Raw genomic sequence first — 20,299 nt, 5'->3', positions numbered from 1 at the left:
AGTGGAATCTAGAATCATTTTACTTCAGAACCCATGAGCCACCTGCATCACTGATCGGCACGCCAGGCCGTGTCGATAACCACGCCGCCCTGAACCGCACGAGAGACGCAGGCACAGACCCGATGATTCTCCTGTTTCTGGGTTTCGCTCAGGAAAACGTCGCGATGGTCGAGCATACCTTCCACAGCAACGACATCCACTGCACACAAACCGCACTCGCCGCGGCGGCATTCCGACATCACCTCGACGCCAGCGGCCTCCAATGCATCGAGCATCGACTGGTCCTGCGGCACAGTGATTTCCAGGCCCAGTCGCGGCACTTTCACCCAGAAACTTTCGCTGGCCTGCAGGCCGCCACTGCCGAACGTCTCGAACCGCAAAGCCGCAAGCGGGCGGCCGAGCGACGTCCATGCCACGCGCAGACCGGCCAGCAACCGCGCCGGTCCGCAGAAATAGATATCGGTATCGGCCGGTACGTCAGCCAGGGTCGCCATCAGGTCGAGGCGCTGGCCTTCATCGGAGACGAACACCTGCAGCCGATCGCCCAACTGAATCTGCAATTCGGTCGAGAATGCCAGTTCGTTACGACTGCGGGCGGCATAGAGCAGGCGGACGTCGGCTCCGCGCTGCACCAGAGCCTGCGCCATACCGGTCAGCGGTGTGATACCGATGCCGCCAGCGATCAGTAGGTATCGCGGCGCATCGAACTGCAGCGGGAAATGATTGCGCGGCGGGGCGATCTTCAGCTTCGCACCCGGCAACAGGTTATGCAGTGCTGCCGATCCGCCGCGGCTGGAATCGACTTTCTTCACCGCGATACGATAGCAACGCCGGTCCGGCAGCCCGACCAACGAATAAGACCGCACATCCTGACGGCCGTTGATCTCAACCGCGATATTGATATGACTGCCAGGCTCGTAAGCCACGGCCGGACCATTCTGCGGTACGATCTCGAACAGGCGAATTGTCGGACTCAGGTCCTGCGTCGCGGCCAATTCGGCATTAATCCAGGCGTTTGATATCTGCATGGCGGGTCCGTATCAGGCGTTTTGACGGATCAGCGCCATGCCAGGCACCATGTCCCGCACTGTCTGATGCTCCAGAGCAACGACAAGATTGCGGTGGGCGACACGCGAATGTTCGCGCATCAACGCCTCGGCGCGCGTACCTTCGCGGCGCTCGATAGCTTCCACCACGCTGCGATGCTGTTCCTGGGCTACCAGCAGAATAGCGCGCGACTCCGGCAACACGGCCTGCACCTCGACAAAGGCACTGGGCGAGGCAAATGGCAGGGCCGATGCACGCTCGATCTGGCGTGCCACCACCCGGCTGCCCGACAGGTGGATAAGCAGCTGATGAAATCGCTCGTTCAACTCGACATAGTCAGAGAAGGTATCCCCGCCATGCTCACCCTGTACCAGACCGTCCAGCTTGCGCAGGCAGCCCCTGATTTCGCCCATCTGTCCCGGACTGGGACCGCGTTCCGCCGCCAGTCGCGCCGCCAGCCCCTCCAGAGTGCCACGCATTTCGATGGCGTCGAAAATATCGGCCTCGGAAAAATGCCGCACCATGTAGCCGCCGGATGGCAGCATTTCCAAGAGACCCTCTTCTTCCAGTCGCACCAGCGCGGTGCGCACCGGCGTGCGCGATACGCCGAGCCGGTCGACCACCGCAAGTTCCGACAGCCGCTCGCCCGGCTTCAGTTCGCCACTGAGGATCAGTTCGCGCAAAGACAGGATCGTCTTGAGGGACTGCGACATCTTTATTCCGCCGCCGCTGAAAAAATCCGCGCTTGTTCGGCGGCGATCATATGATCGATCTTGCGGCGCGCCCACATCGAGCCGGCATCGATATTCAGGTTGTAGAACAACCGGCCAGGATTGGCATTGATGGCTTTCTGCTGCGCTTCCAGGATGATCTCGTCTTCGCGGAAGATGCCCGCAACGCCTTGGCGCAATTCCGTGGTCAGGTTCTGCTCACTGAGCCGGTAGTTACGGGCAAAGGCCCAGAAGTAATGACAGGTGGTGGCGGTTTCCGGCGTGATGGCATTCAGCACCTGCCCATTGACGCCGTGGCTGCGATCCCCCTCGGGCGCGCCGCTACCGGCGGGGGCTACCCCGACATCAATCACCACCGTGCAAGGCGCCTCGAAGCGGATGATCTGCCAGCGATCGACCCGGCCGGGCTTGCCCAGTTGCCGCGCCCAGAAAGGCGGTGCCTCGATATCGCGCATCCAGCGGGTGACCGTGGCGAAGCGTTCGCCATGGGTGACATCGAAAGGCGCTTCCGCAACAGCGCGGTTGCCGATGCTGGAGCCATGCACGAAGGTCTCATGCGTCAGATCCATCAGGTTATCGACCACGAGGCGGTAATCGCAGGCCACCTGGATCAGTTCGCCATCGCCGGCCCAGGCCGGATCGTGGTTCCAGTGCAGGTCAGGCACCAGGGCCGGATCGGCGAGCGCTGGATCGCCCATCCAGATCCACACGAAGCGGTGCTTCTCGAGCACCGGATAGCTGCGCACACAGGCCGAGGGATTGATGGTCTCCTGCGACGGCATATGGGTGCAGCGCCCACGCGCATCGTAGACAAGGCCGTGATAGCCGCAGACCAGGCTGCCATCGGGTTGCAGATGGCCCTTCGACAATGGCAGCAGGCGATGCCAGCAGGCATCTTCCAGCGCGACCAGACGATCATCGGGCTGGCGGTACAACACCAGCGCCTGACCGCAGATGGTGCGCGGAAACAGGCTGCGCTTGATCTCGTGATCCCAGGCCGCCGCATACCACGCATTGCGTGGCCAGGGCTGGCTGCCGGCATCCATCGTGAAAGGCTGAGTGCTGGCCATTCCGACGTCTCCTCCTCAATTCTTCCATCCTGTATACAGCAAGTGGATAAATTGAACAAATTTTCACCTATTGTTCTAATATTATTGTCATTACGGGATACATTCAGCGAAAGAATTGCCGGGGAAACGGCAAAGCCGTATTCAGGATACAGATGCCGACCATCGACCAACCCTGGCGCCTGAGCGCCGCCGAACTGCAGGCCGCCTATCGGACCGGCATGCTGTCACCCGTCGATGTGACGCAGGCTGTACTCGACCGGATTGCAGCCCTCAATCCCACACTGAACGCCTTTGTGCATGTTGATGCCGAGGGGGCCCTGCGCGCCGCCAGGGCCAGTGCCGCGCGCCACAAGAGCGGACAGCCGTTCGGCCCCATGGATGGCGTACCCGCATCGATCAAGGACAGCCTGATTGTCGGCGGCCTGCCGGCCACCTGGGGCAGCCGGCTGCTGGAGAACAATCTGCCGGTGGAAGACGAACTGCCGGTTGCGCGTCTGCGTGCCGCGGGCGCGGTACTGCTGGGCAAGACCAATGTGCCGGAATTCACGGTGCAGGGTTACACCTGCAACCTCCTCTTCGGCGCCACCGGCAATCCCTGGAATGCCGATCTCACGCCCGGCGGCTCCAGCGGCGGCGCGGTCTCGGCTGTTGCCGCGGGCCTCGGTCCGATTGCGCTGGGTACCGACGGCGGCGGCTCGACGCGGCGGCCGGCCGGCCATACCGGACTGGTGGGCCTGAAACCCAGCATCGGCCGGGTCGCCCGCAGCGGCGGCTTCCCCGAAATCTACAACGACCTGGAGGTTGTTGGCCTTTTCGGCCGCACCGTCGATGATGTGGCGACAACCCTTGGTCTGCTGTCGGCGCCCGATCCGCGCGACCGTCATTCCCTCGCCTTTACAGCGGCGGTCACAACGGCCGAAACACAGGCGACCACACAGCCACGCCGCATTCTGTATGTCCCGCGTTTCGGCACCAATCCCGTCGAGCCGGCCATCCTCGCCTCGGTCGACGGTGCAGCCGAGCAGCTCCGGCGCATGGGCTGCGAGGTCGTGGCTGGCACCCTGCCCTTCGATATCGAGGCCGCCACAGCCAGCCTTGCCGTATTGATGCCGACCGGTCTGGCGATGATCGTCGATCGTCTGGGTGGTCCAGAGAAGATCTCGCCGGCACTGCTGGGGATGTATGAAACCGGCAAGGCCATCGATGGCAGCGCCTATCTCGCTGCGCTCAACCATGCTGTCGAACTACGGCGGCAACTGGCCGGCTTCTTTGCCGATTACGACGCGATCCTGACGCCCGCCACCGCGGCGCAGCCCTGGGACAAGACCAAGGTCTATCCCGAGCAGATCGACGGCAAAACCGCAGGCCCGCGCGGCCATGCGGTATACACCGGCTGGGTCAATCTGGCCGGCCTGCCGGGTCTGTCGCTGCCGGCGGCACCCGACGCGCAGGGTCTGCCCATCGGCTTCCAGTTGATTGGCGGTTTTGGCAGTGATGCGGCGCTTCTGGCTCTTGGCCGACGCTATGAAGCAGTCGCGCCGGACATGATGCGCTGGCCGCCACTTTTCCCCTGACCGCTCAGGCGGCCGGAACGTCGCGATACAGTTTCGCCAGCTTGGCGCGGAAGTCCGGCCGGGTCTTCTTCAGGCTGCCGGAAACCGGATCGGCCCCCGCCAGCATCGTATCGGTGGCATCGCGGGAGAAATCGATCACGAATTCCACGCGTGCCTGACGGCGCTGTTCGATCTTTTCCAGCACGGCCGCCACACTGGGCGCCGGGCCGGTGAAGGCCGCACGCAGCTCGGCCACGGCAACACAGGCATCCTCGATAGCCTGGGTGGCGCCCTGCCCCAGCGTCGGCACCATCGGATGCGCCGCATCGCCCAGAAGCAGAATGCGGTAATTCGGATCGCAGAAAATCGGCGCGGCCTCCTGCAGCCTGGCCCAGTGAATCTCGCTCATATGGCTGCAGATCGCGTCGATCAGAAATTCGCATTGCCGGCTGGGCTTGACGCCTGGCGGCGTATACAGGCTGCGCAGCACATCGGCGCGCTTGGCTTCCGCCGGCACATCCTCCTCCGGCAGGATCGGGAAAGATCCGGAAATGTAAGTGGCGTTGCCCGGCACACGGAAGGCCAGCAGGCGATTGGGGCCGTTGAACCACTGTTCGTAATCATCGACCAGGTCGGGCTGAGCCTGTTCGATCAGCAGACGATAGATACAGACGCCGAGGAAATGTGGCCGCGGCTTACCCAGGAATGTTTCCCGCACACGGGAATAACGGCCATCGCCCGCCACCAGCAGATCGATACCGTCGAGGATGCTTTCCTCGCCGGTCGTCTGGTCGGCAACTTCCACCACGATAGGCCCGGTTTCGCCGGACCGGGCGTAGCGCATGCTCAGGACTTCCGTGTTGAAACGCACCTGCTGCTGCACCGGCTGACGCAACAGGGCATAGAGCTGCGACCAGCGGATACGGATACCCGGATTGTCGGCCACATCCGACAGCGGCAGGTTCATCAGCTCCTGCCCGTCGGTGAGCGAAATGCGCCAGCTGGACCAGGGCAGGCTGGAGGCCACGAGCAGATCGGCCAGCTCGGGCAGGAAGCTGCGCAGTGCCTTGATCGCGTTCGGGCCGACATTCAGCCCCGTTCCGGCATCGGCATGATCGTTCGCACTGGCGCGCTCCAGGCAAATCACCTCGACATCGGGGAGGTGGCGCAGGCCATAAGCGAGGATGCTGCCGGCAACACCCGAACCAACGATAACGATACGCGTACGGCCGTTCTTCATGTTACTTGCCGCCCCAATGCACGAAGGTTTTCTCGATCGTCAGAAAAATCCAGTTCATGCCATAGCCGAGCGCGCCGGCGGCAAAGATCGCCGCATACATGGTCGGCATCTCGAACAGCATCTGCGCCTCGATCAGGCGATGACCGATGCCATCGCTGGAGCCGATGAACATCTCCGCCACCACGATGATGACCAGCGACAGCGAGATGCCGTTGCGCATGCCGATAAAGGTCTGCGGCAACGATTCCCAGAAATAGACATCGGTCAGAACCTGCAGCCGGTTGGCGCCCATCACCTTGGCCGCCAGCACCCGGGTCTTGCGGGCATTCATCACGCCATAGGCGACATTGAACAGGATCACCAGCGAGGCACCGAAAGCCGCCACCGCAATCTTGGTCTTGTCACCAACCCCGAACAGCACAAGGAACAGCGGAAACACGGCCGAGGCCGGGGTCGAGCGGAAGAAATCGATGACGAACTCGACCGAGCGATACAGCTTTTCTGCGGCACCGAGCATGACGCCGAGCGGGATGGCAATGGCCGAAGCGATCAGGAAGGACAGCACCGTGCGATAGATGGTCTGGGCAAAATCCAGCAACAGAGGGCCGCCGACCAGACCATCGACCAAGGCCTTGAAAGCCTTCTGCGGGGGTGGCAGCAGAACGGGATCAGCGATCTCAAGCAGCGTCGCTATCCACCACACCAAAATCAGCAGCACGACGCCCAGCACCGGACGTAGGCGACCAAAGACCGACGACCAGACACTCACAGCTTGGCCTCCCGCCGGAAGATTTCCAGACAATGACTTTTGATCGCGACGAATTTCGGGTCGGAGAGGGTTTCGGCTGAACGCGGGCGCGGCAGTGGTACTTCGACAAAATCCGCAATCCGGGTGGGGCGGCGCGTCAGCAGCAGCACATAATCCGCCAGATAGACGGCCTCTTCCAGGTCATGACTAACGATCACCATGGTGGTGTTCGTCTCCATGAAAGCCTTCTGCATCTGGTCGCGCATGAACAGCGTCATTTCGTAATCGAGCGCCGAGAATGGCTCGTCGAGGAACAGGACTTCCGGCTCCATCACCAGAGATCGCATGATCGATACGGTCTGCTGCTGGCCGCCCGAGAGTTCGTAGGGATAGCGGTTGAAATCGATCTTGACCTGGAAGCGGCTGAGCAGCTTATCGACCCGTTCCGTCCGCTCCCTTTTGCTCAGTCCCATCAGCTTGAGCGGGTAGTGGATATTGTCGATGGCGCGCAGCCAGGGAAACAGCGCTTCGCGATAATTCTGGAACACATAACCGATGCGGGTTTCGTCGATCGTCTTGCCATCGAACAGAACTTCGCCGCTGTCCATCGGCAGAAGGCCGGCGATCATGTTGATGATCGTACTCTTGCCGCAACCGTTCGGGCCGAAGACCGAGACCACCTTGCCGCGCGGCAGGTCGAGATCGAACTTGTCGTATAGGGGGCTGCCCTGAAACTGCTTGGACAGGCCACGCACGGTGATATGCGTGCCGGGCGGAAACCAGCGATAGGATTTTTCCACCGGCTGAGCCAAGGAGGCCGGTTCTGCAACCGGCACTCCCTTGACCAGACGCATCGCCGAACGGGCGCGTGAGAGCATCAGCTGGTGGCCTTCTTATCCAGCACCACCAGATATTTTCCTGTCTCGACCGGATCCTTGATCACGCCGCTCTGGATGGTGAAATCGATCACCTTCTGGAAGTCTTTCTTGTCCTGGGCCGACAGTTGGTCGACCATCAGCATGCGCGGCATCGGAATGGTCATCGCCAGCTCCGGCGGAGTGAAGGTATTGCCCTTCAGCAATTCGCGGGTCGTCGGATCCTGTTCGATATCCTTCAGCGCCTTGCGCCAAGCTGCCGAAAAGCGCTTGGCCACATCGGGGCGCTCCTTCATGAACTTTCCGGTGATGGCGCCACCGGCCATATAGGCATAGGCCTCTTCCCGGCCGATGATGTATTTCGACACCACGCCGGCTTCCACCGTACGCGCCGCACCCATGCTGTTCATCACACTGGCATTGGGCTCGAGCGTATAGCCGTAATCGAAGGTGCCGGCCTTCATAGCATCGGCATGCAGGTTCATCGCCAGTTCGGTCAGCGTGTAGTCGGCGCCTTCCTTCATGCCAACCGCGCCCAGCACGGCGCGCGCCATGGCCATATTGCCCGCGCCCGGCGCCGACATGATCTTTTTCGGCGCGCCCGTGCCCTTGATGTCCTTCACCGTCTTGGCGTCGAGGCCGGTCTTGGCCACGAACTGCTCCATCTGGGCGAACTTGTTCTGGCCATAGAGGGACATGTAATAGACCAATCCCTCCTTCTTGGTGTTGGCATTCATGCCGTCGACAGTGACGAGATTGGCGCCGGCATCGAGGTCATTGGTTAGCATGCCCTGCACGATCGGCGGCGCACCCATCAGCTTGACCATCTCGGCGTCGATATTCTGTTCCTTGAAGTAGCCGCGCTCGACGGCGACGAAATACGGCAGCGCCGAAGATACCGGGAAGACGCCAACCTTGACCTTATCGGCGGCTTCGACTGCCGGACTGGCAGCAAGGGCGAAAACGGCAGCGCCGGCCAGCATGGCGGCACGGAAGAAACGGATGGTCATGGGTCCCTCCTCAGGATCAGGCAAGTGCGAATTGAGCTGGTGCAAAAAAGCTGGTGCCCGCGATATAGCGGCGTTCGGCGGACATATCGGGCAACGGCCCCTGTTCGGCACGGCCATCGAAGGTGAGTTCGAGTTGCACGCCGCTCGGGTCGTAGACGAAAAGCTGCCAGTAGGTGGTGTTGGGGACGAGAAATTCGCGCCAATCGAGGCGATGGTCGCGGAAACGCGCGATGAAGTCGTGATACCCGACCGCCGTCAGCGAGATATGATCGATGGCAGCCGTGCCCGACGGCGCCTTACCTTCAGGGCCGAGGGCCGGGCCTCCGGCGTAGATATGGATGATCGCCTCGCCTACAGGTGTTGGCACTGCAATCCAGGCGCCGGGATAGCCGAAATCCGGCCGCGCCACTTCTGACAGTCCGAGCACGTCACAATAGAACCAGCGCGTCCTGGCCAGATCCGCCGTCTTGATTGCTACGTGAAACAGGCCTGTGATGAGTGCCGTCATGGCTCCGCTGCGCTTGTATGTCTGCGCATGTAACTGTGCATACAATGTGCCAGCGCCTGTTTGATTGAGATCGTTGGATAATCGGGGCACGACTCGACAGCCCGCAGCTTTACCGGGAAACCCTGCCATGACCGAGGTTGCAGGCCGCCCAAGTGGGCAGCAACCTGCGCCCATTATTTAGGCGATCGAAGGTCTCAAGGGGCCTGACTACCCCTCCGCAGGCGCGGAATGCATCTTGCTACGCACGACCTCTGTTCCACGGAGTATTCCATGCAGGCCTTTGTCCACCGTCTTACCATGAGCCATCCGGGAGATGTGTCGGCACTGGCGGCATTGCTCGACAGCGGGCAATTACGAGCCGACGAGATCGTGGCCGTGATCGGCAAGACCGAAGGCAATGGCGGCGTGAACGATTTCACCCGCGGCTATTTCACAATGGCCTTCTCTGCGCTTATGACCGAGCGCACCGGCCGGACGCGCGAGGACATCGTCAGAACCGTGCCCTGCATCCTTTCCGGTGGCACCGAAGGTGTATTGTCGCCGCATTACATGGTGTTCAGCCGCACAGATGAAAAGACGAACGCTACCGACAAGCGTCTGGCCATCGGCGTGGCTTTCAGCAGCAAGACGCCGCCCGAAGCCATCGGCCGCATAGCCCATGTGGAAGCGATTGCAGATACCGTGCGCCAGGCCATGCAGGACGCCGGCATCGATAACCCGGCCGATGTGCATTTCGTCCAGGTGAAGGCACCCTGTGTGACGGTGGCCCGCGCCCAGGATGCCGCTGCGCGCGGCGCCAGTGTTCTGACTGCCGATTCCGGTCGGTCGATGGCCTATGCCCGCGTTGCCGGTGCCTTTGGCGTTGCGCTGGCGCTCGGCGATGCCGCCCCGGAACAGGTCACTGAAGCGGCGATGTTCACTGACTATGCCGTGCAGTCGGATCGCGCCAGCATTTCCTCGGGCGTCGAAGTCGACTGCAACGAGGTGATCGTCCTGGGCAATGCTCCGGGCTGGGGCGGCGACCTGCAGATCGCGCATCGGCCCATGCGGGATGCTCTGGATATCGCCGGCATTGCAGCCGTGCTCAACGATCTGGGAATTACAGCGACACCGCAGGTTTCAGCCGCCGATGCCGCCCGCATTCACGGTGTGCTGGTCAAATGCGAACCGGATCGCCGCGGCCTGATCCGCGGCAACCGCCATACCATGCTGGACGATACCGACATCAACGCCCAACGCCATATCCGCGGCGCGGTTGGCGGTCTTGTCGCCGGCATGCTGGGCGATGGCCGGATTTTTGTTTCCGGCGGCGCCGAACATCAGGGACCCGATGGTGGCGGCCTGATCGCCATCATCGCAAAGACCTGACCCTCAAAGACCGAGGATCAGCTTGGACATGATATTGCGCTGAATCTCGTTCGAACCGGCATAGATCGTCACCTTGCGCTGGTTCAGGTAGCGGGCGGCAACGCCATCGGCGTAATCCGGCCCGATCACCGGCGTATTCGATCCTTCGAACAGTGGCGAGTATGGCGCGGCGTAATAACCGATCGCTTCGGCCGAAAGATCGCTGACCAGCTGCTGCAGCTCGGTCCCCCGGGTTTTCAGCATCGATGAAGCCGCGCCCAGATTCTGACCGCTCTTGGTGCCGCCCAGAACCCGCAGTTCCAGCATTTCCATGGCCATGATGCTCATTTCGGCATCGGCCAGTTTGGCCGCGAAATCCGGATCGGCGGCCAGCGGCTGTCCCTGCTTCTGCTCCGCCTTGGCGATCTTGCGCAGATGCGACAGATGGCGCTTCAGATGGCCCGAATAGGCATTGCCGCGCTCGAACTCCAGCAGGTACTTGGCGCAGGTCCAGCCCTGGTTCAGTTCACCGATCAGATTATCCTTCGGCACCTTAACGTCATCGAAGAAGACCTGATTGACTTCCTGCATACCGGGGGTCGACTCATCGATGGTGATGATCGGTGTAACCGTGACACCCGGCGACTTCATATCGATCAGCAGGAACGAGATTCCCTCCTGCGGCTTCTTGGTTTGCGCCGTCCGCACCAGGCAGAAGATCATGTCGGCATGCTGCGCTTCCGAGGTCCAGATCTTGCTGCCATTGCAGAGGAAATGATCTCCCTTGTCCTCAGCCTTCATCTGCAGGCCGGCAAGGTCCGATCCTGCACCCGGTTCAGAGTAGCCCTGACACCACCAGACATTGCTGGCCAGGATATCGGGCAGGTACTTCTTCTTCTGGGCCTCAGTGCCGAATTTCATGATCACCGGCGCCAGCATGCGCGGGCCAAAGGGCACCGTGATCGGCGCACCTGCCGTGCTCATTTCCTGCTCGTAGATATAACGCTGGGTCGGGGTCCAGCCTGGCCCGCCATACTCAACCGGCCAGTTCGGCGCCAGCCAGCCTTTTTCGTTCAGCGCCTTCTGCCAGCGGATATGCAGATGCTTGGCGATATAGCCGGTACGCGTCCGGACCATGGCCGCCTGCATCTCTGCGTCGAAATTCTTTTTGATGAAGGCGCGGACCTCATCGCGGAACGCCAGCTCTTCGGCCGTGAAATTCAGGTCCATGTCCCTTGCCTCCCGGATCGTCTTTAGCCCAGATTATATCAGGCAATTCCCTGCGCAAGCTGCGGCCGCGGACAGCGTGGCGGCCCTGCCGCAGCGTCAATCGGCATTTGCCGGTACCTGCGCACCGCTCATCTTGAATTGACGTGGCGCCATGCCGGTACGTCGGGTGAAAAAACGTGAGAAATAGGCCGGGTCCCGGAAACCAAGAGCATAGCCGGCTTCGGCGACATTCATCGACGTATAAAGCAGGTTGCGCTTGGCCTCGATCAGCAGTCGGGCATGGATCACATCGAGTGGCGCCTTGGCGGCAACCCGGCGGCAGGCTGCCGTAAGACGCTTCTCCGTAACAGCCAGATCCGCAGCATATAGGCTGACCGGTCGGTGATCGCGATAATGCGCCTCGACCAGCATGCGAAACCGGGCAAACAGGCCCGCATCGGCATCCTGCGTCAGGGCGCTCTCGCGATCGGCCTGCTTTAAGCGGGCCAGGGTCACAAAGACAAGGCGGAGATGAGCGGCAATAGCATCCATCTGACCGAGTGCATTCCAGCGGAACTCTTCGGCAATGGCGGAGAAATTGTCCTGCAGGCGGGCGGCTTCGGCTGTCCCTGTTCCCAGGGGCAGCAACGCCGTTTCGGTCATTCCCGCAGCCAAGGTGCTTCGGCCCCGGGGGCCGAGAATATCGTCGGCAAAGCTGTCCGAAAGCGTCACCACCCAGCCCTCGGTGCCGGGCCGGAAGCGATAACCATGCACCACCCCGGGCGGCACGGTGACCAGGGTGGGCGCGTTGAAATCCTGGATCAGGCTGTCGGCGCGCAATTCACCGCCGCCGCCGACAGCCAGCAGCAGCTGGAACAGGTTCGAATGGCGATGGGGCGCGATATGCCAATCGTGCAAGAGACTGCGGGCAGCAATGGTTTCGACATGCAGGAAATGCAGCTCCGCCTCTTTGTCCGCTTCTCCATATAGAAAGAATCTTGGAATAATTTCAGACATTTATCTTTCTTCTTTGCATCACGACATACACTCGTTCCGGCAGGTTAGAATGCTATCCGCTTTGCGGAAAAGTACAAGATAAGCGCCGCTGCGTCCATTTCACTTCCGGCATGCGCAAGCCATGGTCCTGCGCAAATTGCCGGCGCAAGGCGGCAGGCACAGGATGAGGCCGGGAGGAAAGACACCCATGCGTACCCAAGTCGGGATTATCGGAGCCGGTCCGGCCGGACTCCTGCTCTCCCATCTGCTGCATCTGGCCGGCATCGAGTCCGTGATCCTGGAAGCGCGGGATCGCGCTTACGTCGAAGGCCGCATTCGGGCCGGTGTGCTGGAGCAGGGCACCGTCGACGTGCTGAACGATACCGGCCTTGGCGCGCGCATGAACAGAGAGGGCCTGCTGCACCACGGCACAACGCTGCGGTTCCGCGGCCGCAACCATCATATCGATTTCGTTGACCTCACCGGCAAGGCCGTCATGGTCTACGGCCAGCATGAAGTGGTGAAGGATGTGATCGCCCAGCGGCTGGCCGATGGCGGCAAGATCGCATTCGAGGTCAGCGACGTCGCCGTCCATGACATTGCCAGCGACAAGCCGCGCATCACCTGGCGCAACAAAGACGGCACGGCTCAAAGCCTGGATTGCGATTTCATTGCCGGCTGCGACGGTTTCCACGGCATCTGCCGTCCCGCCATACCGGCAGATGTGCTGAAGATCTACGAACGCGTCTACCCCTTTGGCTGGCTCGGCATCCTGGCGCGTTCAAAGCCCGTGCAGGAGGAACTGATCTACAACCAGCATGACCGTGGTTTTGCACTGTTCAGCATGCGCTCGCCCGAGATCACCCGACTGTACCTGCAGTGTCAGCCAGATGAGGATATCGCCAACTGGCCCGATGATCGCATCTGGGAGGAATTGCATATCCGGCTGGCCGGTGAAGACAACCTGAAGCTGGAAGAAGGGCCGATCATTCAAAAGGGCGTGACGCCGATGCGCAGCTTTGTCGCCGGGCCGATGCGCCATGGCCGGCTGTTCCTGGCCGGCGATTCCGCACATATCGTACCACCCACAGGCGCCAAGGGCATGAACCTTGCCGTGGCGGATGTGCGCTATCTGTCGCGCGCCCTAGAATCCCATTACGGCCGCAAAGGCAGCGAACTGCTGGATGGCTATTCCGACTTGTGTATGCGACGGGTCTGGAAGGCGCAGCGGTTTTCCTGGTGGATGACCTCATTGCTGCATCGCTTTGACGAACGCAGCGATTTCGAAAATCAGGTCCAGCTTGCCGAGTTGGACTATGTCGTCTCGTCACGCGCCGCTAAGACCAGCCTGGCCGAGAATTACGTCGGCCTTCCGTTCGAGTGATCTGTTACCAAACGCCCGTATGGACCAGCTGCGGTGCATAGGCCGGCGCCGACCAGCGCAACGGCAGCACCTCGTTCAGCCACAGGCCACGCTCGATGGTGAAGCGCATCAGTCGCAAAGCACCGTCGAATGCCGCCACCTCCGGCGCATCCCAGACCACGGCGGCACTGCCGGTCACCGTCAGCACATGGCCGGCGGAAAAATCGACGAACAGCAGGCCGGCACGCGGATTGGCCGCGATATTGCCCAGCGTGTTGAAGAAATTGTTGCCACTGAAATCCGGCACGGTCAGCACGGTATGACCGTCCTCTTCCGTGACCTTGACAAAACCGGGACGTCCGCCGCGATGGGATACATCGACGCCATGCACGGGATCGATGCCATCCGCACCGGCCGCCGCCGTGGCGATGAAGAAGGTATCCGACTGGCGGATCAGTGCCGTGGCGCGATCCGATAGCTGCCCCCGCTCCTCAGTGGCCTCCGGCGCCAGCTCCAGGGTGTCCATGAAGAAAGGCTGCCGTGCCTGAATATATTGTGGGCAGTTGCCGAAGCTCTGGTTCACCTGCAGCACGAAGCCGCCGCTATCGACCGAAAGCACGCGACCATTGGCGCGGTTGCGCCGCCGCGTTTCCGGCTGGATGCCCAGCAGGCCAAGCGGTGCATTCTTCACCAGGTTCTGCGCCAGCGGATCGCCCGGCAACGGGGCAGCCGCCACGGTCAGCAAGCGTGGATCGGGCGAGCCGATGAAGCCGGGCCGGCCGACCAGGATGGAAGCCCAGGGTCGGCGCGCCTCATCCAGGCTGCCGACGACCAGGGTCGGCAGCTGAGTGAAGAATTCGCGATGCTGCTCCGGCATGAATTCCCGCAGCACCTTGCGGCCGGCCATTTCCATGCGCTCGCGCACACCAGCGCGCGCCTGCAGCGCCTGCTCACCCGCATGCCAGGGCGAGCCCTGCGACCAACCCGGCAGTCCCTCATTCGGATTCATTACGGCCATGACAGCCTCCCTTCTTGCTTACGCAGCCGCCGGAACGGCGCTGCGCGGCATACCGACGAAACCGGGGAGGGCCTCGATGCGGCCGAGCCAGGCGCGGATCTGCGGATACGGCTCCAGCGACACGCCACCCTCGGGCGCATGCGCGGTGTAGGAATACAGCGCCACATCGGCGATGGTCGGCGCATTGCCAGCCAGCCAGGACTGCTGGGCCAGATGCGCGTCCATCACTGCATAGAGCTGCGCCGCGATCTGCTTGGTGCGCTCATGGTCGAAATTGGCGCCGAACAGCGTCACCATGCGCGCCGCCGCCGGACCCGACGCCAGCTGGCCGGATGCGACCGAAAGCCAGCGCTGCACATGCGCGGCCTGTACGGCACCCTGCGGCAGCCAGGTGCCCGTCTTGTCATAGGTCTTGGCCAGGTAGACCAGGATCGCCGTGCTGTCGGAGATCGTCACATCGCCATCCTCCAGCACCGGCACCTGGCCGAAGGCATTGCGTGCGAGAAAACCCGCCGTCTTATGCTCACCGCCCCTCAGATCCACATCGATCAGTTCAGCCGGCAGGCCGAGCAAAGAGAGAAAAAGCTCTACGCGATGGGCATGGCCGGACAGGGCAAAGCGGTGCAGGCGGAGGGTCGAAGCAGGAGCGGTCATGGCAAAATCCTCAAGATACATGCCGCTCAATATGCTCTTGCCCTGGATTTAATTAATAACCGTAATTGACAAGTCACTATTTCATATTATGAAATAATAGCCATGGACCGGCTGGACAGCATGCGCGCCTTTGTCGCCGTGGCGGAAGCGCAGAATTTCGCCACGGCTGCGCGGCAGCTCGGCCTCTCCGCCCCCGCGGTTACCCGCGCCATCGCCACGCTGGAGGATCGGATCGGCACGCGCCTGCTGCACCGGACCACGCGTGTCGTGCGGTTGACTGAGGCCGGCGCCACCTTCCTCACCGACTGCAAGCGCATCCTCACCGAGCTGGACGAGGCCGAGGCTTCGGCCGCCGGCCTGCATGGCCAGCCACGCGGCACCCTGAACCTGACGGCCTCCGTGATGTTCGGCCGTATCCATGTGGCGCCCGTGGTGCTGAAATTCCTGGATGCCTATCCCGAAGTGACCGTGCGCACCCTCTTCGTCGACCGTGTGGTGGACATCATCGACGAAGGCTTCGACGTCGCCGTACGCATCGCCCATCTGGCGGATTCATCGCTGAATGCCGTGCGCGTCGGCACCGTACGGCGTGTTGTCTGCGCCTCGCCCCGATATCTGGCTGAGCATGGCCTGCCGAAAACGCCCGAAGACCTACATGGCCACAGCGTCATGCAGTTCTCCAATACATTGGCGCCGCAACCCTGGATCTTCCGCGATGAGGCCATGACGCCACACAGCCGGATGATCGTCAATTCCGCCGACGTGGGCATCGCCGCAGCCCTTGCCGACAAGGGCATCACGCGGGTGCTGTCCTACATGATCGCGCCGCATGTGCTCTCGGGCGCGCTGCAGATCATCCTCGCGGGTCACGAACTGCCGCCGATACCCGTGCATCTGGTGCATCGAGAGAGCCGACGGCCCAACGCCCGCGTGCGCGGGTTTATCGACTTCGCGGCATCGCACCTGCAGGCCGCACTGGCAAGCCTACCCGCCTGATCAGGCGGCAACCAGCTCGTTGATGCGGATGCAGCGCGCCATATGCTGGGCGCCAACCGCCACCGGCTCCGGTGTTGCAGTCATGCAGGCTGCAGCAGCATATTTGCAGCGCGGCGCAAACGAACAACCCGGCGGCAGGTTGGCCAGATCCGGCGGCGCTCCCGGAATGGCATCCAGACGGGCGCCGGACATGGCGTCATGCGCCCGCGAAGCCAGCAGGCCCTGCGTATAAGGATGGCGCGGATTGCGGATGATATCGCGCACGCTGCCGGCTTCAACAATGCGGCCGGCATACATCACCGCGACCCGATCCGCAACTTCAACCGCCACACCGATATCATGGGTCACCAGAATCACCGACAGGCCCAGTTCGCGCTGCAAATCGCGCAACAGCAGCAGGATCTGAATTTGCACGGTGGCATCCAGGGCTGTCGTCGGCTCATCGGCCAGCAAAACCTGCGGATTGCAGGCAAGTGCCAATGCGATCATCGCACGCTGGCGCATGCCGCCCGACATCTCATGAGGAAAGGTCTGCAGCCGGCGCTCGGGCGACGGGATGCGCACCTTCTGCAACAACGCCAGAGCACGGGCATAAGCCTCGGCATTCGAAACCGGTTCATGGCGGCGAATCGCTTCGACAATCTGGGCGCCCACGGTATAAACCGGATCCAGCGCCAAGAGCGGTTCCTGGAAAATCATTGAGGCCGTCTTGCCGCGATAGTCGGCAAGGGCGCGCCCCGAGAGCGCCATTACATCATGGCCGGCCACCGTAATGCCGCCGCTGCTTTTGGTGCGCTTTTTCGGATGCATGTTCAGGATCGAGCGGAGCGTCACGCTTTTGCCTGAACCCGACTCGCCCAGCAATGCCATCACCTCGCCGCGTGCAACACTGAAAGTCACGCCATTGACGGCATGCACAGGCTTGCGACCGGCAGTAAAGGTGACGTTCAGATCGCGGACATCGATCATCGGGACGGCAGTCTCACTCATTGCGCGGCCTCCAGAGCCGGCGGGGATGCCGAATGGCCAGATCCCGGCTGGTACATCAGGCACGATACCTGTTGGGCAGCAGCAGTGATGGCAAGCTTCGGCACTTCGACACTGCAGGCCGCTTCGGCGCGGGTGCAGCGAGTGTGGAAACGGCAACCCGACGGCGGATTGATCGGATTCGGGGGATCGCCGTATAGCGGCGCTTCCAGGGTACGGGCATCCGGATCCATCGCCGGCATCGAGGACAGTAGCGCACTGCTATACGGATGCGCCGGCCGTTCGAAAATATCGCTGGCAGCGCCGATTTCGGCCACCTTGCCCAGATACATCACCATCACGCGATCGGAGATAAACCGCACCACATTGAGGTCATGTGAGATGAAGATATAGGTCAGTCCGAATTCTTCCTTCAGATCGAGCAGCAGGTTCAGCACCTGCGCTTCCACCGATTTGTCCAGCGCGGATACGGCCTCGTCCAGGATCACCAGGCGCGGCTCCAGCGCCAGGGCGCGGGCAATGTTGATGCGCTGACGCTGACCGCCCGAGAGTTCATGCGGATAGCGACCAGCAAACCGATTCGGCTCCAGGCCGACGCGGGCGAGCAGGTCATGGGCCCGGCCGATTGCTTCGCGACGCGAGACGCCATGTACCTGCGGGGCGAAGGCAATCGAATCTTCGATGGTCAGGCGCGGGTTGAGCGAGGCATAACTGTCCTGAAACACCATCTGCACCTGACGGCGATAGTCAGGCAGCGGCAGATCATGGCCAACCGCCTCGCCATCAAAAACGATGTCGCCGCGATCCGGCTGGATCAGGTGCATCAGCAATCGCGCCGTAGTCGACTTACCACACCCGGACTCGCCGACAATACCCAGCGTTTCGCCCTTGATCAGGTCGAAATCGATATCATCCACGGCACGGACCACGCTTGTGGTTCGGCCCAGCAGACCCTTTCCGGCGGGAAAATGCTTAACCAGTCCACGGACTGTGAGCAGCGGCTGTCGCGGGCCGCCACGGTCACGCGGATCAATGGCTAAATCCTGATCCGTCACGGTCATGCGCGCACATCCATGGCAGAACGCAGGCTATCAGAGAACAGATTGAAGGAGATCGAGGTAATGAAGATCATCACGCCAGGCAATGCCGCAACCAGCGGATTGACATAGATCGCCGTGCGCAGGGTATTCAGCATCAGGCCCCATTCCGGTTCCGGCGGCCGAACGCCCAGCCCGAGGAAGCTGAGGCCTGAAGCCAGGATCATCGAAACCGAGATCAGGCTGGTGGCATAGACAAAAATCGGACTCAGTACATTGCCCAGCACATGCACCCGCACGATGGTCGGCCCGCCGGCACCGCTGGCCCGTGCCGCCTCGACATAGTCACGATTACGCACCTGGGTGGTGACGCTTTCCGCCACGCGCGTGATCGGCGGAATAAACACGATGGTGAGCGACACCAATGCGTTGGTCAGGCCTGCACCCAGCGCACCCGACAGCGCCACAGCCAGCAGTACAGAAGGAAAAGCGTAGAAGATATCGATCGTACGCATGACGGCCGTGTTCAGCCTGCCACCAACATAGCCGGCAAAAACGCCCAGACTCGAGCCGATCACAAACGCCATCAGCACCGGGGTGACGCCCATGAACAAAGACAGCCGCGCACCAAAGATCAGGCGCGACAGCATGTCGCGGCCCAACTCATCGGCGCCAAGCGGATAACCGGGCGTACCGACCGGACGCAAACGGCGCAGCATCGAACCTTTGATCGGATCGGCCGGTGCCAGATAGGGGGCGAAAAGCGCCATAAGAACCAGCGCCACAATGAGCGCCAGTGCAATCATGGCAACGGGGTCACGACTGAGACGCCGGATCACACCACGCCAGTAGCCTTCCGAAGTCTGGATCGGTGCAACTACGGCCTTATCGTCAAAGGTTCCAACCGCCATTGCTCAGCCCCGCTGGATGCGCGGATCGAGCGCCGTCTGCAGCACGTCGACCAACAGGTTGAGCATGACAAAGAACATCGCCAGGACCAGGATTGTGCCCTGTAGCAGAGGCAGGTCACGCTGGAAAATCGCCAGATTGAGCAGGAAGCCGGTGCCCGGCCATGAGAAGACGGTCTCGATCAGAATCGAACCGCCGAGCAGATAGCCCAGCTGCAAGCCCATCACAGCCAGCGCAGTCGGCGCGGTGTTCTTCACCACATGGCGGAATATCCCGCGATCCATCAGGCCTTTCGCACCAAGGGCGTGAATGAATTCCTGCGACAGGATTTCCGCGACCAGGGCCCGAATGGTGCGCGCGATCACGCCCATTGGAATCACCGACATGGTGATGGCCGGCAGGATCAAGTGGCGCATATGCGCCCAGTCCCAACGCCAGTCGGCCGATCCACCCGGCCCAGCGCCGGTGGCCGGCAACCAGTTGAGCTGCACCGAGAAGAAGATCACCAGCACCATACCGAGCCAGTAATGCGGCACGCTGACGCCGAGAACCGAAAGGAAGGAAGCAATGCGATCCACTACCGAATCGCGGAAATAGCCGGCGACAAAACCGAAGAGGCAACCGAAGAAAAAGCCGATCAAGGTCGCCACGGCAGCCAGCATCAACGTATTGCCAACAGCCCGCATGACCTCAGTCAACACCGCCCGCCCGCTGGCAATCGACACGCCGAGGTTGCCCGTCAGGACATTCCCGAGCCAGATTGCGTATTGCAAGGGTAAGGGTTTGTCGAAGCCATAAATCTTGCGCATCTCTGCCTGTAATTCGGCAGATGCATCGACCGGCATCACCGCAGTCAGCGGATCGCCCGGCGTGATATGCACGAGCATGAAGCAGACGAGGCTGACCCCGAACGCAACGGGCAGCACATAAATCAGCCGTTTGAGGGCATAGATAAGCATGGGGCGCCGGGTTTTGAGATAGAAAAGGCCGGCCCTGCTGGT

General features: G+C 61.8%; 20 protein-coding genes. 4 read left to right on the top strand and 16 right to left on the bottom strand.

Annotated features, from left to right (window positions below):
- Positions 1 to 47: 47 nt before the first annotated feature.
- The 3 genes from AC1ROT_RS16665 to AC1ROT_RS16655 are packed head-to-tail and all read right to left on the bottom strand — an operon-like array spanning position 48 to position 2,848.
- Positions 48 to 1,028 carry a PDR/VanB family oxidoreductase gene (locus tag AC1ROT_RS16665; protein ID WP_493000327.1) on the bottom strand — a complete coding sequence of 327 codons (981 nt, stop codon included), beginning with the start codon at positions 1,026 to 1,028 and terminating at the stop codon, positions 48 to 50.
- Between the two features lie 12 nt (positions 1,029 to 1,040).
- Positions 1,041 to 1,760: a GntR family transcriptional regulator gene (locus AC1ROT_RS16660; RefSeq protein WP_493000325.1), complete on the bottom strand. Its 720-nt coding sequence runs from the start codon at positions 1,758 to 1,760 to the stop codon at positions 1,041 to 1,043.
- Between the two features lie 2 nt (positions 1,761 to 1,762).
- Positions 1,763 to 2,848 (bottom strand): aromatic ring-hydroxylating dioxygenase subunit alpha, encoded by a 1,086-nt coding sequence (locus AC1ROT_RS16655; RefSeq protein WP_493000323.1) that lies wholly within the window; start codon positions 2,846 to 2,848, stop codon positions 1,763 to 1,765.
- Positions 2,849 to 3,000: 152 nt separating this feature from the next.
- Here AC1ROT_RS16655 and AC1ROT_RS16650 point away from each other — a divergent pair, with 152 nt between their 5' ends.
- Positions 3,001 to 4,422 carry an amidase gene (locus tag AC1ROT_RS16650; RefSeq protein WP_493000322.1) on the top strand — a complete coding sequence of 474 codons (1,422 nt, stop codon included), beginning with the start codon at positions 3,001 to 3,003 and terminating at the stop codon, positions 4,420 to 4,422.
- A 4-nt stretch (positions 4,423 to 4,426) separates the two neighbouring features.
- Here the strand turns inward: AC1ROT_RS16650 and AC1ROT_RS16645 are convergent, their stop codons facing one another.
- Genes AC1ROT_RS16645 through AC1ROT_RS16625 form a run of 5 tightly spaced genes read right to left on the bottom strand, consistent with a single transcriptional unit; the run spans position 4,427 to position 8,782 of the window.
- Complete coding sequence (locus AC1ROT_RS16645) at positions 4,427 to 5,641, bottom strand: FAD-dependent oxidoreductase (RefSeq protein WP_493000320.1); 1,215 nt, start codon at positions 5,639 to 5,641, stop codon at positions 4,427 to 4,429.
- 1 nt (position 5,642) lies between these two features.
- Entirely contained in the window at positions 5,643 to 6,410 is a 768-nt protein-coding gene (locus AC1ROT_RS16640) for an ABC transporter permease (RefSeq protein ID WP_493000318.1), read from the bottom strand.
- Entirely contained in the window at positions 6,407 to 7,267 is an 861-nt protein-coding gene (locus AC1ROT_RS16635; protein WP_492971446.1) for an ABC transporter ATP-binding protein, read from the bottom strand. The genes AC1ROT_RS16640 and AC1ROT_RS16635 overlap by 4 nt, the downstream gene beginning before the upstream one ends.
- On the bottom strand, positions 7,267 to 8,274 hold the full coding sequence (locus AC1ROT_RS16630) for an ABC transporter substrate-binding protein (protein WP_493000316.1): 1,008 nt from the start codon (positions 8,272 to 8,274) through the stop codon (positions 7,267 to 7,269). The genes AC1ROT_RS16635 and AC1ROT_RS16630 overlap by 1 nt, the downstream gene beginning before the upstream one ends.
- Before the next feature lie 16 nt (positions 8,275 to 8,290).
- Positions 8,291 to 8,782 (bottom strand): VOC family protein, encoded by a 492-nt coding sequence (locus AC1ROT_RS16625; RefSeq protein ID WP_493000315.1) that lies wholly within the window; start codon positions 8,780 to 8,782, stop codon positions 8,291 to 8,293.
- Positions 8,783 to 9,052: 270 nt separating this feature from the next.
- Between AC1ROT_RS16625 and atzD the strand changes: the two genes are divergently transcribed.
- Positions 9,053 to 10,150: a cyanuric acid amidohydrolase gene (gene atzD / locus AC1ROT_RS16620; RefSeq protein WP_493000313.1), complete on the top strand. Its 1,098-nt coding sequence runs from the start codon at positions 9,053 to 9,055 to the stop codon at positions 10,148 to 10,150.
- A gap of 3 nt (positions 10,151 to 10,153) precedes the next feature.
- On the opposite strand, the gene AC1ROT_RS16615 is transcribed toward atzD, so the two are convergent.
- A complete protein-coding gene (locus AC1ROT_RS16615) occupies positions 10,154 to 11,359 on the bottom strand; it encodes an acyl-CoA dehydrogenase family protein (RefSeq protein WP_493000312.1) in 1,206 nt (401 codons plus the stop codon).
- A gap of 96 nt (positions 11,360 to 11,455) precedes the next feature.
- Positions 11,456 to 12,355, bottom strand: coding sequence for a helix-turn-helix domain-containing protein (locus AC1ROT_RS16610; RefSeq protein WP_493000310.1), 900 nt, complete (start codon positions 12,353 to 12,355; stop codon positions 11,456 to 11,458).
- A 187-nt stretch (positions 12,356 to 12,542) separates the two neighbouring features.
- Between AC1ROT_RS16610 and pobA the strand changes: the two genes are divergently transcribed.
- Positions 12,543 to 13,718 (top strand): 4-hydroxybenzoate 3-monooxygenase, encoded by a 1,176-nt coding sequence (gene pobA / locus AC1ROT_RS16605; protein ID WP_493000308.1) that lies wholly within the window; start codon positions 12,543 to 12,545, stop codon positions 13,716 to 13,718.
- 4 nt (positions 13,719 to 13,722) lie between these two features.
- Here the strand turns inward: pobA and AC1ROT_RS16600 are convergent, their stop codons facing one another.
- A complete protein-coding gene (locus AC1ROT_RS16600) occupies positions 13,723 to 14,715 on the bottom strand; it encodes a pyridoxamine 5'-phosphate oxidase family protein (protein WP_493000306.1) in 993 nt (330 codons plus the stop codon).
- A gap of 18 nt (positions 14,716 to 14,733) precedes the next feature.
- On the bottom strand, positions 14,734 to 15,369 hold the full coding sequence (locus tag AC1ROT_RS16595; protein ID WP_493000304.1) for a glutathione S-transferase family protein: 636 nt from the start codon (positions 15,367 to 15,369) through the stop codon (positions 14,734 to 14,736).
- 102 nt (positions 15,370 to 15,471) lie between these two features.
- Between AC1ROT_RS16595 and AC1ROT_RS16590 the strand changes: the two genes are divergently transcribed.
- Positions 15,472 to 16,365 carry a LysR family transcriptional regulator gene (locus tag AC1ROT_RS16590; protein ID WP_493000302.1) on the top strand — a complete coding sequence of 298 codons (894 nt, stop codon included), beginning with the start codon at positions 15,472 to 15,474 and terminating at the stop codon, positions 16,363 to 16,365.
- On the opposite strand, the gene AC1ROT_RS16585 is transcribed toward AC1ROT_RS16590, so the two are convergent.
- The 4 genes from AC1ROT_RS16585 to AC1ROT_RS16570 all read right to left on the bottom strand — a co-directional run bounded on the left by AC1ROT_RS16585 (position 16,366) and on the right by AC1ROT_RS16570 (position 20,257).
- On the bottom strand, positions 16,366 to 17,355 hold the full coding sequence (locus AC1ROT_RS16585; RefSeq protein WP_493000301.1) for an ABC transporter ATP-binding protein: 990 nt from the start codon (positions 17,353 to 17,355) through the stop codon (positions 16,366 to 16,368).
- Positions 17,352 to 18,269 (bottom strand): ABC transporter ATP-binding protein, encoded by a 918-nt coding sequence (locus AC1ROT_RS16580; RefSeq protein WP_492971457.1) that lies wholly within the window; start codon positions 18,267 to 18,269, stop codon positions 17,352 to 17,354. Before AC1ROT_RS16580 ends, AC1ROT_RS16585 begins: the two co-directional genes overlap by 4 nt.
- Positions 18,270 to 18,409: 140 nt before the next feature.
- Positions 18,410 to 19,300, bottom strand: coding sequence for an ABC transporter permease (locus AC1ROT_RS16575; RefSeq protein WP_493000299.1), 891 nt, complete (start codon positions 19,298 to 19,300; stop codon positions 18,410 to 18,412).
- 3 nt (positions 19,301 to 19,303) lie between these two features.
- Positions 19,304 to 20,257: an ABC transporter permease gene (locus AC1ROT_RS16570; protein ID WP_492971459.1), complete on the bottom strand. Its 954-nt coding sequence runs from the start codon at positions 20,255 to 20,257 to the stop codon at positions 19,304 to 19,306.
- Positions 20,258 to 20,299: the final 42 nt, after the last annotated feature.

The organism is Ferrovibrio sp. GW821-FHT12E11, assembly GCF_058806975.1.
The sequence above is the reverse complement of the archived record's forward strand: the minus strand, read 5'-3'. Positions and strand labels throughout refer to the sequence as shown.